Consider the following 12836-nt stretch of genomic DNA (forward strand, 5'->3'; position numbering starts at 1 on the left):
GGTTCTCAGATCGGGGATGGCGGTGGCGCCGGGCGTGCCGGCGGCCAATTTCTGACTCAGGCGCGCCGACGCTGGGATTTTTCCAGCTTGGAGCGAATGCGGTTGCGCTTGAGCGGGGAGATGTAGTCGACGAACAGCTTGCCGTCCAGGTGGTCAACTTCATGCTGAATACACACGGCTAGCAGACCTTCCACCTCGAGGGCAAAGGGTTCGCCGTCGCGATCCAGAGCCTTGACTCGCACCCTGCGCGGGCGTTCCACGGTCTCGTAGAAACCGGGTACCGACAGGCAGCCCTCGTCGTACTGATGGATCTCCGGATCCAGTACTTCGATCTCGGGATTGATAAATCCGTAGGGCTCACTGTTGTCTTCGGAGATATCCACCACCACGATGCGCTCGTGCACATTAACCTGGGTGGCAGCGAGACCTATGCCAGGTGCTGCGTACATGGTTTCGAACATGTCGTCGAGCAGCTGACGGTGAGTGTCGGTCACTTCTGTGACGGGTTTAGCGACCTCGCGCAGGCGCGGATCGGGAAATTCCAGTATCTCGAGTTTAGCCATAACACCTGTGACAAACTTCTAGTATTCGTTGAACGTGCGCTGATAACATTATGATCGCGCTCAATATTTACCGAGTGGACCCCGATTTTCGCTGGCGCCTCGCGCCCGGGGCCGGCCACTTCCCCTTAAGGAGGGTGTCCCGGCGCTGAGAATTATAGCGATAAAGAGCATAGGAATGCTTCCATGAAAAAAATAATCCTGGCCGCCGTCTCGATGTTGGCGGTCGCCCTTGGCACCCAAGCGCAGGATCAGGTGCGTCTGAACCCCAGCCATCCGGATGCCTATGTGGTGCAAAAGGGCGATACCCTCTGGGATATCTCCAGTGAATTCCTGATCCAGCCCTGGTATTGGCCGGAGATTTGGCAGGTGAACCCACAGGTGGAAAATCCGCATTTGATCTTTCCGGGCGACAGCCTGCGCCTGGTATATGTAGATGGCCAGCCGCAATTGCAGCTGCAGCGCGGCCCCCGCGCTTATCAGCTGTCTCCCGGTGCCAACGGCAATCGCCTGACGCCGCAGATCCGCCGCGAAGCGGTGGAGGATGCGATTCCGGCGATTCCCCTGGATGCGATCAATGCCTTCCTGTCGCGCACGCGCATTGTCGAGCCCGGTGCTTTCGAGGGCACCCCCTATATTGTGTCCGGCTCCGATAATCATATCCTTATGGGCGCGGGCGACACTATCTACGCCCGCGGTGAATTTGAAGTACCCCTGGCATCCTATGGCCTCTATCGGCCGGGCCCTGTGTACGTTGACCCTGTGAGCAATGAGACCCTGGGGCGCCAGGCTCTGGGTGTGGGTGAAGTTGACCTGTTACAGCTGGACCCGGATAACCTGCCGGGCTTTTCCGTCGCGACCCTGGGGGTGGCCAGTACCGCCCGCGAGATTCGCCTCGAGGATCGCCTGATGCCGGTGGAGGAGCGCTCCATTGATGCGTTGTTCCACCCCAGCGCTCCGGCAGTCACGGTGGACGGTCTGATTGTCGGTGTGGATGAGGGGGTGACCCAAATCGGTAAATTCGATGTGGTCATCCTCAACCTGGGCGATCGCGATGGCATAGTGCCGGGCAATATGATGGCGGTGTACAAGCGCGGCTCCCTGGTGCGCGATCGTATTGCCGGCGACAGTGTAAAACTGCCCGATGAGCGCGCCGGCGAGATGATGGTGTTCCGTACCTTTGAGAAAATGAGCCTGGCCCTGATTCTCGAAGCCGATCGCCCCCTGGAGGTGATGGACTTGGTGCGTAATCCCTAGCGATTGGAATTGAATGCGGCGCTCTTGCTGTTTGGAGCGTCGCCCCGTTGGACACAACCCCCCTCTTCTCAAACAGACAAACGGTGAGCCGCATGGATGCGTTGACCGCCAGCATGGCCCTACTACGCCTCGAAGGCTTGGGCCCCGCGCGCTACTGGCAATTACTGGATCACTTCGGCAGCCCGGATCGGGCCCTCCTGCAACTCCCCCAAGCCATGTTGAGCAAACTGCCGGTTCGCGCCCAATCCCAGTGGCGTGAATTCTGTCGTCTAGGCGCGCAGAGCGAGTTGCTCGAATGGGTGCAGGGTGAGCGCGCCCGCTGTGTACAGCGCGGTGTGCAGCTCGTGTGCCACAGCGATAGCGACTATCCACCCCTGCTCATGGAAATCTCGCGGCCGCCGCCTCTGCTTTATTTGCGCGGACCCCGTGCAATTTTGGCTCTACCACAGATCGCTATTGTGGGTGCGCGCCGCGCGACCAGCGCGGGCCTGGATAACGCCCGCAGCTTTGCCATGGAACTCGCTCGCTCCGGCTTTGCCATTACTTCGGGGCTCGCGCTGGGTGTGGATGCGGCGGCTCATCGAGGCGCCCTGCGGGGTACGGGGGCCACGATTGCCGTGTTGGGCAGCGGGGTGGACTGTATTTATCCACGCCAAAATCGCGCGCTGGCCGATGAAATCCTCGCTGCGGGAGGCGCTATCCTCAGCGAGTTACCTCTGGAGAGCGGCGCCGAGGCCAAGAACTTTCCCCGCCGCAACCGCATTATCAGTGGGCTCTCTATGGGGGTACTGTTGGTCGAGGCGGCGCTGCGCTCGGGCTCCCTGATTACCGCGCGTCTGGCTCTGGAGCAAAATCGCGAGGTGTTTGCCATACCCGGCTCTATTCACAACCCCATGGCCCGGGGTTGCCACCACCTGATCCGAGAGGGAGCGACGCTGGTGGAGACCAGTGGCGATGTCGTCGGCCAGCTTGGCGGTCTGCTGGCTGAGCCGAGTGCGACTGAGCCTGCGCCGGCCATTCTGTTGGACGATCGCCAGCGGCGTCTGTTACTCGCTATGCAGGGAGGTCCGCGCAGTATCGAGCAGTTGGCTGGGGAGACCGGGGAGGGTCCAGGTGAGCTAATGGCGCTGTTGTTGCAAATGGAACTGGAGGGCTTGCTGGAGCAATTACCCGGTGGCTATCAGTTGACCGTCCGGGGCGCGGCCTGTTGTTGCGAGGGGGAGGGCGTGGCTAGCTGAAGGGGCGGCAGAGGTTCCAGCCGCCGACAGATTCGCCAAGTCCAGACACTGCGTTAATACTCAGTGAACTCGAATACAGGAGGCAGGTCATGGCGGATAAACCAAAACTCACCACCGATGGTGGCGCACCCATCGCGGACAATCAGAACAGCCTGAGTGCCGGCCCCCGCGGACCACTATTAATCCAGGACTACCAGTTGCTGGAAAAGCTTGCGCATCAGAACCGCGAGCGCATTGCCGAGCGCACAGTACACGCCAAGGGCTGGGGGGCCTATGGCACCCTGCGTATTACCGGGGATATCGCCAAATACACCTGTGCCAAGGTGTTACAGGTGGGGGTGGAAACTCCCATGCTGGCACGTTTTTCCACTGTTGCGGGAGAGCGGGGGGCGGCAGATGCCGAGCGTGATGTGCGCGGTTTTGCGTTGAAGTTTTACAGCGAAGAGGGCAACTGGGATCTGGTTGGTAATAACACCCCGGTCTTTTTTGTGCGCGACCCGTATAAATTTCCCGATTTTATCCACACCCAAAAGCGTCACCCGCGCAGCCACCTGCGTTCTGCCACCGCTATGTGGGATTTCTGGTCGCTGTCGCCGGAGAGCCTGCACCAGGTCACGATTCTGTTTTCTGATCGCGGTCTGCCGATCTCACCAGTGCACATGAATGGCTATGGCTCCCACACTTACTCCCTGTGGAATAGCGCCGGTGAGCGCTTCTGGGTGAAGTTTCATTTCAAGACCCGCCAGGGGCACAAGTTTTATACCGATGCGGAAGCGGAAGCGGTGGTTGGCCGCACTCGAGAGAGCTACCAGGAGGCGATGTTCGGAGCCATTGAGAAAGGCGAATACCCTAAGTGGAGCCTGCAATTACAGGTGATGCCCGAAGCCGATGCCGCCAAGACACCCTACAACCCTTTCGATCTGACCAAAGTGTGGCCCCACGGAGACTACCCGTTAATTGAGGTTGGCGAGATGGAGCTGAATCGCAACCCAGACGATTACTTCGCCGAGTTGGAGCAGGCTGCTTTTTCTCCCTCGAATACTGTGGCGGGTATCGGCTTCTCCCCAGACAAGATGCTGCAGGCGCGAGTTTTTTCTTACGCCGATGCCCACCGCCATCGCCTGGGCACCCACTATGAGAACCTGCCGGTAAACACACCGCACTGTCCCGTGCACAACTACTACCGCGATGGCGAGATGAACTCCACGGGGATTCGCACCGGTAACCCCGACGCCTACTACGAGCCCAACAGCTTCGGCGGCCCGCAGGAGGACCCCAGTGTGAAAGAGCCACCCCTGGCGCTAACGGGTGCTGCGGATCGCTACGACCACCGAGAGGGTAATGACGACTACAGCCAGGTGCGAGCGCTCTTCGACCTTTTCGATGATGCGCAAAAACAGCGGCTGTTTGGCAATATTGCCAGGGCGATGGCGGGAGTGCCGGATAGAATAATACAGCGGCAGCTGGCAGAATTTCACAAGGTACATCCAGATTATGCAGCTGGCGTTAAATCGGCTCTTTAAGTGGGACCTTGTGTCGCTGGCGGTCACCGGCAAGAGCCAATGTGCAGAATCCGCTGCGCTGAAGGGCTGTGAATGGCAACATCTTGTGCCCGGCTGCGCAATCCGCTAGATTGCCGCGCTTCCCCCGCTTTGACAGTTAAGAGAGTTGAAATGAGCAAGCCTTTTGTAGCGATCCTAATGGGTTCTGACTCCGACCTGCCAGTAATGGAAGCCGCCTTCGGCGTACTGGAGAAGTTCGACATTCCCTTTGAAGTGAAAGTCACCTCCGCCCACCGTACCCCCGAGGCGACGCACAGCTATGTCACGGATGCCGACAAGCGCGGTTGTGCCGCGTTTATTTGTGCCGCCGGCATGGCTGCACACCTGGCCGGTGCGGTATCTGCGACTACCCTGAAGCCGGTGATTGGTGTGCCGATCAATGCTTCTCTCGATGGTCTGGATGCGCTGCTGTCCACCGTACAGATGCCCGGTGGTATTCCTGTGGCCACTGTGGCCATCGGTAAAGCCGGCGCCAAGAACGCTGCTTACCTGGCCGCACAGATTATCGGTTCCTCCGATGCGGAGATGCACCAGAAGCTGGTAGATGAGCGCCGCGCCAATGCCGAGGCGATTATCGCCAAGGATGCCCAGCTGCAAAAAGACCTGCAGCAGCGCAAAGCCAAATAACAGCGACGCTGCTATGAGGTATTCTCCGCTCGCTGTAAAGCAGGCCGCCCGCGCCCTGGCAGCGGGCGGCGTTATTGCCCACCCCACCGAGTCTGTGTGGGGTCTCGCCTGCGACCCGAATAACTTGCAGGCGGTAAGGCGCTTACTGCGCCTGAAGACTCGTCCGCTGGAAAAGGGCTTGATCCTGGTTTCCGGTGAGGAGGCGAGTTTTAGCACCTTGCTCGATCCGCTCAGTGTTGAACAGCGCGAGCAACTGCGCAAAACCTGGCCGGGACCGGTGACCTGGCTGGTGCCCCACCGGGATCGTATCCCCTACTGGGTGTGCGGCGCCCATCCCGCAGTGGCCCTGCGTCATACTGACCATTCATTCACCGCTGCGTTAACACGGGCTTTTGGCGGTGCTATTGTATCCACCTCGGCCAATCCGGCGGGTTGCCAACCCGCTCGACATAAATACCAGGTACTCCGTTATTTCGGCGATGCCCTCGACTATGTCGGTGGCGGTTCCACTGGGGGGCGCAGCGCACCCAGTGAAATCCGCGACCTCCTCAGTGGGGAGCAATTGCGCGCGGGCGGTTGATTTCTTTAAAGCGAGTTAGTGTTTCCCCATGAGTGATATTGATACCAAGGAAGTTAAGGGCTATCTGCTGGATCTACAGGATCGTATCTGCAACGCCCTGGGTGGCGAGGATGGCCGAGCGTTTCACGAGGATACCTGGGAGCGACCCGGCGGTGGCGGTGGGAGAACCCGCGTACTGGAGGAGGGAAACCTGATCGAAAAGGGTGGGGTCAACTTCTCCCACGTCTATGGGAATGGTTTGCCGCCCTCAGCAACGGCCAGCCGTCCTGAACTGGCCGGCCGCTCTTTTGAGGCCATGGGTGTCTCCCTGGTGATCCACCCGCGCAATCCCTATGTGCCTACCAGCCACGCCAACGTGCGACTGTTTGTCGCTAAAAAGCCCGGTGCCGAACCCATCTGGTGGTTTGGTGGGGGCTATGACCTCACGCCTTACTATGGTTTTAAAGAGGATGTGGTGCACTGGCACAGTACCGCAAAGAGTGCCTGCGCGCCTTTCGGTGAAGAGATTTACCCGCGTTTCAAGCAGTGGTGCGACAAGTATTTCTACCTGAAGCACCGGGATGAGGCCCGCGGAGTGGGCGGTCTTTTCTTTGATGATTTCAATGAGGGCGGCTTTGAAAACGCCTTCGCACTGACCCGCGCTGTGGGTGACAGTTATCTGGATGCCTATCTGCCCATCTTACAGAAACGCAAAGATACCCCTTACAGTGAGCGCGAGCGGGATTTCCAACTGTACCGCCGCGGTCGCTATGTGGAGTTCAATCTGGTGTTTGATCGGGGCACCTTGTTTGGCCTGCAGAGCGGCGGACGTACCGAGTCCATCCTGATGTCACTGCCTTCCATGGTCAGTTGGAAGTATGACTGGCACCCCGAGTCGGGCTCCCCAGAGGAAAAGCTTTACACGGATTTTCTGCCGCATCGGGATTGGGTATAGGCCTGGATCGGGCACTATGGAGGTTCGCTGTGCAACAAACGCGACTGGAAAATATCAATTCTCTCTTCCTGGATTACAGGCGCCATTTCGAAACCGGCGATGCCGAGCAGATAGCGGATTATTACCGCTTTCCCCTGCATTACTACCGAGAGGACGGGGCCAAGTTGGCCGTGGATCGCGGTGCCTTTGTCCAACAGGTCGAGAAGCTGCTCAACGCCTATCGGCGCCTCGAAGTGTGCCAGATCCTCGGCACCGTGACGGAGGTTATCGAGCTGAATGCATTTATGAGCCTTGCCAGTTTGCGCTGGACCTTTCTGCACCGCCAGGAAGAGGGCGGTAAGGCTATCGAACTGTACAGTTCTTATACCCGTTACCTGCTCACCGATACCGAGCAGGGACTCAGGATCGACGGTCTGGTGATCGTTGATGAGAGCGCCAAGATTCGTGAGGCGGTCAGGGCGCGTAAGAGGGGGCCGTCGTGAGCGACCGCTATGGCGTTGTAGGCAATCCCATCGAGCACTCCCTGTCCCCGCAAATTCACATCGCCTTTGCCGAGCAGACGGGAGAGGATCTTGTCTACGAGAAGCTGCTCGCCCCGCTGGATGGTTTTGTCAAAACGGTATCCGCGTTTTTTGCCGAGGGCGGCCGCGGCCTGAATGTCACCGTGCCGTTCAAATTGCAAGCCTGTGAGCTGGCCGATGCGCTTACCGAACGCGCCGCCGCCGCCGGTGCGGTGAATACCCTGATGCGCGATCAAGATGGGCGCTTGCTCGGTGATAATACCGATGGCGCAGGGCTGGTAGCGGATATCCGCGATAATCTGAACTGGGCAATTCAGGATCAGCGGGTCTTGCTCCTGGGCGCGGGTGGCGCCGCCCGTGGCGCCCTTCTGCCACTATTAGCTGAACGTCCCGCACAGTTACATATTGCCAATCGCACCGCAGCCAAAGCCTGCCAGCTCGCCGATGAATTTTCCCACTATGGCGCCTTAAGCGGCGGGGGTTTAGAGCCGTTGTGTAGCGGCTTTGATCTGGTAATCAACGCGAGCTCGGCGAGCCTGGATAATCAATTGCCACCTCTGCCTAAGTATCTTTTTACAAGCAGTGGTCGAGCCTATGACATGGTTTACGGTGCCACGCCGACGCCTTTTGTACACTGGGCCCGCGAGCAGGGAGTTGAGGCGGCAGATGGACTTGGCATGCTGGTTGGGCAGGCGGCGGAAGCTTTCTTCCTGTGGCGAGGTGTGGCGCCCTTGGTTGAGCCGGTACAGGCGCAATTGCGTCGGGCACTGCTAAGCGGACAATAAAACGCTGCAGATAGATCAACCCATTACTACCGCACGGACCGGTTCCGTTCGCTGGCGGCATTAGCTTGCCGGATCAACCAATAACAACAATGACGAGGAAATAGGCTGTGCGCGACTGGTTGCGTAATCTCTCTATATGCTTTGCGGTGGGGTGTTTCGGCGGCCTCTGCTATGCGCTGGGTTTGTGGGCCATGGGGAGCTACGGATTCACTCGGTGGCTGGGGGTAGACCTGGCTCCACACCTGAGTAATACCTATCTCTACCAGCGCATTGTCTGGGGGGGGCTCTGTGGATTGTTATTTCTGTTGCCTTTGCGCAATGCCTGGCTATTGCGTGGAGCCCTGTTATCACTGCTACCGGCCGGTGTGCTGCTGCTCTACCTGTTACCGCAACGGGGTTATGACTACGGCGCTTTTGCATTGGGGGCTATGACTCCGCTAGTGATTATTCTCGCCTGTGCCATCGGCGGCATTGCCGCTTCTGCGTTGCTGCGACTGCAGGGTAAATGAAGACGCCGCCGCACATTTTTTGCGGCGGCTTGTGTGATTAGGCTTCAAATTCGATTTCGATCAGGCTACAGCTCTGAGTGTGGCCCATGGCCCGTTTTATGGTGGGATACACAGAGGCGGTAGCGACACTGACGCCCAACTCGATGCGTTGCCTTTGATCCAGCTGAGTGCCGATACGCTGGTCCAGAACCGGATCGATGTTTTTGTAGCTGGCCAACGCCGTGGCAAAGTCAAAAATATCCTTGAGCGGCTCGGGCAAATTACTCCCGCCCTGAATACAGGCTCTGACCAGGTGTGGCTCTACATCGGCTTCAAGAGCCATACGCACATTTAGCTGCAGACAGGCGCCGCAGTCTGCAACCTGCATGGCCGCCAGTTTACTGACCCAAAATACCTCCAGAGGCAAAAACTCCCGGTGCATGGATAAAGGCTGGAAATTGGCAAACTTTTCAAAACCCTCAGGAGAGCTGCGTAAAAACTCCCGAAGATAATCCATGTCGTAGCGGTATCTCTGGGAGAAGGCGTCCATTTCTTCTAGCCGCTGCTGTTCATTCATCGTGTTGGCTCCTGATTGCCAGTTTTACGGAATCGGGCCTGCGGGCCCTGTAGCCAAGTGTTATCGGAAATTTTTTTGTAGAGAAATTAGGTTCTATCGGAAAACGCGATAGGTGGGCTGTAATAGTTGCCATATAAGCGCCGGGCCTCCCTGGCGAACCAAAGCCCAGCCTGCCCCTGGGCGCTTTTTGCAGACCACAGTAGGTCGACATCCAGACTCCAAGTGCTCAGTGCGCTAGTCAGTTTCAACTCCACCAATTTACCGCTTTTCAGGAAAGGGCGGGCCAGCTCATAGGGCGCATTGACCCAACCGATCCCCTTACAGGCCAGATCCAAGGCCTGTAACAGAGAATCACAGATCCAAGTTTGTGCCGAGAGTTGCCAACGGTGCTGGCTGTTCACCCCTGCAACAATTATTTGCCGGTGGCGGGCCGCTTCGCTGAGCGAAGCAGGCTGTTGTTGAGCCAATGGGTGATCGGGAGGCGCCAGACAGAGAATTTGTTGTCGCCCGAGGGTATTGAAATCCAGCGCGCTCGGATAATTATCTCTGGTTGTTACAAAAGCGAAATCGGCCTCTCCACGGCTTACACACGCCACGGCTTGCTCGCTGCTGGCACTGCTCAGTTGTAACTGGGTGTGGGGAAATCGATGACTGAAAGTGGCAAGCACATCGTTGAGGCGGTCCGGCATCACCAGCTCCTCAAACAGAATGCGCAGCAGCGGCTCTTCGCCGCGCTGGTAAGAATCTGCGGCCTGCTGGAAACGCTGCAGTTGGCCGAGGGCCTGGCGGGCCAGCGGCAACAGGGCCTGGGCGGCCGCCGTGGGGCGGGGGTATTTTCCGCTGCGATCGAAAAGCTCAAGCCCCAGGTCTAACTCCAGATTCTGGATGTTGGCACTTATCGAGGATTGCGCGCGCCCCAACTCTCGGGCGACGGCGGAAAAGGAGTCCAGTTCGCAGGCGCGCACAAAAGTATGTAGCTGGTCAGTGTTCAGAGTGAGCATGCTCTTCGATTGATATGCAATGGATTAATCGCGGCTTTGTTGTAGGTATTGATCTTTCAGCTTCACATAGTTTTGCGCTGAATAGCGGAAAAAAGCCATCTCCTTTTCGGACAGGGGGCGCGCTCTGCGGCAGGGCGCGCCTACATAGAGGTAACCGCTCTCCAGGGTTTTCCCCGGCGGCACCAATGCCCCCGCGGCTAATACGACCTCGTCCTCTATGACGGCACCATCCAGTACAATTGCACCGATACCGATCAAAACGCGGTTGCCAATGGTACAACCATGTAGACAGGCCTTGTGGCCGATAGTGACATCTTCACCAATGGTCAGTGGCCAACCATCGGCGTTGAAAGGCCCGGCATGGGTAATATGTAATACCGCACCATCCTGTACACTGGTGCGCGCGCCTATTTGGATGTGGTGCATATCGCCGCGCACCACCGCCATGGGCCACACGGAGCAATCCTCTCCAAGGGTGACATCACCAATCACAGCCGACTGCGGATCAATAAAAACGCGATTGCCGAGTTGTGGGGATTTCTCGCTGACAGAGTCATTGAGGCTGCGCAGTGGGGACATAAAGGAGCTCCTGTACAATGAATCCTCTATCATAGCTGTATCCTAATTTGAGCACAGGGTCCCGTATGTCCAATCCACTGTTGAATATCCCCCTACTCCCCCCGTTTAACCAACTGCAGCCCCAACAGGTGGAGCCCGCGATTGCACAGTTGATCGAGAACTGTAAGCAGCAATTACTACGGGGATTAGAAACCCCGGGCTGGGAGACCACCCTGGTACCGCTCGAAGAGGCCCAGGACCAGCTGAATCGCGCATTTTCGCCGATCAGTCACCTCAACAGTGTGCTGAGTGGCGAGTGGCGTGCTCCCTATGAAGCGGCGCTCGCGCAAGTCACCGCTTACTGGACGGAACAGGGCCAAAATCGCGAGCTGTATCAGGTTTATCAACAGCTGGCGGCATCGCCGGCTTTTCAAAACTGGTCACAGCCACACAAGAAATCTGTCGAGCTGGGATTGCGGGATTTTGAGTTGAGCGGAGTTGGTCTGCAGGGGGAGGCGCGAGAGCAATTTGCCGCGAACAGCAAGCGCTTGGCAGAACTCTCCAGTCGATTTGCCAATAATGTATTGGATACTACGAATGCCTGGTCCTGGCATACCTCGGAGGAGTCAGAATTAAACGGATTACCGCAGACCGCTGTGGCTGCAGCGCGCAGTGCCGCACAGAACAAGGACAAGGAGGGGTGGTTAATTACCCTCGACGGGCCTAGCTATCTGTCGGTAATGACTCATGCGGACAATCGCGAGCTGCGTAAGCGGGTACACACCGCTTTTGTCAGTCGCGCTTCAGAGGTTGGCCCCAATGCCGGTGAGTATGACAATTCAGAGGTGATGGAGGCTATTCTGGCGTTGCGGGCAGAGCAGGCCCAGCTGCTGGGTATGTCTAATTACGCCGAATTGTCACTGGCCAGTAAGATGGCCCCCGATACACCGCGCGTACTGGAGTTTCTCAACGACCTAGCACAGAGAGCAAAACCCGCGGCCGAGCGCGAGATGGCGGAGCTACGCGTATTTGCCGAAGCAGAGTACAACCTCAATGAACTCCAGCCCTGGGATATTGCTTGGGTAGCAGAGAAGCTCAAGCAACAACGTTATGCCATAAGCCAGGAAGAGCTGCGCCCCTATTTTCCCTATGCAAAAGTGGTTGAGGGCCTATTTACCGTAGTGGAAAAACTTTTTGCCATTTCCGTTCAGGAGGACAGGTCTGTGGCAACCTGGCATAAAGATGTACAGTTCTTCTGGCTGTACAGAGAAGGCGAGCGTATCGCAGGTTTTTATCTGGATGCCTTTGCCAGGGAGAAAAAGCGCGGTGGGGCTTGGATGGATACTGTCGCTACACGTCGCGACAGTGCGAATGGCTTGCAGTTACCCATCGCTTATCTGGTGTGCAACTTTAGTCCCGCAGCGGGCGCTATGCCCTCTCTGTTAACACACTATGAAGTCACGACATTGTTTCACGAGTTTGGTCATGGCTTGCATCACATGCTGACACAAATGGATGTAGCGGCAGTGTCGGGAATTAATGGTGTAGCCTGGGATGCGGTGGAAATGCCCAGCCAGTTTTTGGAGAATTGGTGCTGGCAACCGCAGGCAATTGAAATGATCTCCTCACATTTCAAAACAGGGGAATCACTACCGCCGCAGCTACTGAATAAAATGTTGGAGGCAAAGAATTTCCAGTCGGCTATGTTTACAGTGCGCCAACTCGAGTTCGCCCTGTTTGATTTCCGCCTGCACGCCAGTGAAGAGACAATGAATGCTGAAAAAATTCAGCAGCTATTAACCGAAGTACGCTCAGAGGTGGCTGTCGTCCCCGTTGCCGAAGAGAATCGTTTTCAGCACGGATTCAGCCATATTTTTGCGGGGGGTTATGCCGCAGGGTATTACAGCTATAAGTGGGCGGAAGTACTTTCGGCCGATGCGTTTTCCCTGTTTGAAGAGAAGGGTATTTTTGACAGGGCCACAGGAGAGCACTTTCTACATTCAGTTCTTGAACAGGGTGGCAGTCGAGATGCCTTGGATCTTTTTGTGGAGTTTCGTGGGAGAGAACCCGATATTGATGCCCTATTACGTCACTCGGGTATAGAGCAGCTTGAGTTGAATATTAGTCCGGTCTGAAAGGGCCATCACA

At 57.2% G+C, this 12836-nt stretch carries 14 protein-coding genes; 10 read left to right on the forward strand and 4 right to left on the reverse strand.

The features are described from left to right. Positions 1 to 56: 56 nt before the first annotated feature. The gene (gene def, locus ACCI51_RS02380) at positions 57 to 563 is read right to left on the reverse strand and encodes a peptide deformylase (RefSeq protein WP_299583841.1); all 507 of its coding nucleotides are present in this window, start codon (positions 561 to 563) and stop codon (positions 57 to 59) included. Between the two features lie 183 nt (positions 564 to 746). Here def and ACCI51_RS02385 point away from each other — a divergent pair, with 183 nt between their 5' ends. The 9 genes from ACCI51_RS02385 to ACCI51_RS02425 all read left to right on the forward strand — a co-directional run bounded on the left by ACCI51_RS02385 (position 747) and on the right by ACCI51_RS02425 (position 8573). Continuing rightward, entirely contained in the window at positions 747 to 1817 is a 1071-nt protein-coding gene (locus ACCI51_RS02385) for a LysM peptidoglycan-binding domain-containing protein (RefSeq protein WP_299583838.1), read from the forward strand. A gap of 92 nt (positions 1818 to 1909) precedes the next feature. Beyond that, the gene (gene dprA, locus ACCI51_RS02390; protein ID WP_371842473.1) at positions 1910 to 3055 is read left to right on the forward strand and encodes a DNA-processing protein DprA; all 1146 of its coding nucleotides are present in this window, start codon (positions 1910 to 1912) and stop codon (positions 3053 to 3055) included. 89 nt (positions 3056 to 3144) lie between these two features. After that, complete coding sequence (locus ACCI51_RS02395) at positions 3145 to 4578, forward strand: catalase (RefSeq protein ID WP_371842474.1); 1434 nt, start codon at positions 3145 to 3147, stop codon at positions 4576 to 4578. Positions 4579 to 4728: 150 nt separating this feature from the next. Then, the gene (gene purE / locus ACCI51_RS02400) at positions 4729 to 5244 is read left to right on the forward strand and encodes a 5-(carboxyamino)imidazole ribonucleotide mutase (RefSeq protein ID WP_299583829.1); all 516 of its coding nucleotides are present in this window, start codon (positions 4729 to 4731) and stop codon (positions 5242 to 5244) included. Between the two features lie 13 nt (positions 5245 to 5257). Continuing rightward, positions 5258 to 5824, forward strand: coding sequence for an L-threonylcarbamoyladenylate synthase (locus ACCI51_RS02405; protein ID WP_371842475.1), 567 nt, complete (start codon positions 5258 to 5260; stop codon positions 5822 to 5824). A gap of 28 nt (positions 5825 to 5852) precedes the next feature. Beyond that, the gene (gene hemF / locus ACCI51_RS02410) at positions 5853 to 6758 is read left to right on the forward strand and encodes an oxygen-dependent coproporphyrinogen oxidase (protein ID WP_371842476.1); all 906 of its coding nucleotides are present in this window, start codon (positions 5853 to 5855) and stop codon (positions 6756 to 6758) included. A 29-nt stretch (positions 6759 to 6787) separates the two neighbouring features. Then, the gene (locus ACCI51_RS02415; protein WP_299583820.1) at positions 6788 to 7240 is read left to right on the forward strand and encodes a hypothetical protein; all 453 of its coding nucleotides are present in this window, start codon (positions 6788 to 6790) and stop codon (positions 7238 to 7240) included. Then, on the forward strand, positions 7237 to 8064 hold the full coding sequence (gene aroE / locus ACCI51_RS02420) for a shikimate dehydrogenase (protein ID WP_371842477.1): 828 nt from the start codon (positions 7237 to 7239) through the stop codon (positions 8062 to 8064). The genes ACCI51_RS02415 and aroE overlap by 4 nt, the downstream gene beginning before the upstream one ends. Positions 8065 to 8171: 107 nt before the next feature. Next, positions 8172 to 8573 carry a hypothetical protein gene (locus ACCI51_RS02425; RefSeq protein WP_299583814.1) on the forward strand — a complete coding sequence of 134 codons (402 nt, stop codon included), beginning with the start codon at positions 8172 to 8174 and terminating at the stop codon, positions 8571 to 8573. A gap of 37 nt (positions 8574 to 8610) precedes the next feature. Here the strand turns inward: ACCI51_RS02425 and ACCI51_RS02430 are convergent, their stop codons facing one another. The 3 genes from ACCI51_RS02430 to ACCI51_RS02440 form a co-directional block, all read right to left on the reverse strand. After that, a complete protein-coding gene (locus tag ACCI51_RS02430) occupies positions 8611 to 9129 on the reverse strand; it encodes a hypothetical protein (protein ID WP_371842478.1) in 519 nt (172 codons plus the stop codon). 86 nt (positions 9130 to 9215) lie between these two features. Further along, positions 9216 to 10130 (reverse strand): LysR family transcriptional regulator, encoded by a 915-nt coding sequence (locus ACCI51_RS02435; protein WP_299583807.1) that lies wholly within the window; start codon positions 10128 to 10130, stop codon positions 9216 to 9218. A gap of 24 nt (positions 10131 to 10154) precedes the next feature. Next, positions 10155 to 10709, reverse strand: coding sequence for a gamma carbonic anhydrase family protein (locus ACCI51_RS02440; protein ID WP_299583804.1), 555 nt, complete (start codon positions 10707 to 10709; stop codon positions 10155 to 10157). Between the two features lie 65 nt (positions 10710 to 10774). Between ACCI51_RS02440 and ACCI51_RS02445 the strand changes: the two genes are divergently transcribed. Then, a complete protein-coding gene (locus ACCI51_RS02445) occupies positions 10775 to 12823 on the forward strand; it encodes a M3 family metallopeptidase (protein WP_371842479.1) in 2049 nt (682 codons plus the stop codon). Positions 12824 to 12836: the final 13 nt, after the last annotated feature.

The sequence above is a fragment of the Microbulbifer echini genome, from assembly GCF_041447225.1.
Lineage (GTDB): Bacteria > Pseudomonadota > Gammaproteobacteria > Pseudomonadales > Cellvibrionaceae > Microbulbifer > Microbulbifer echini.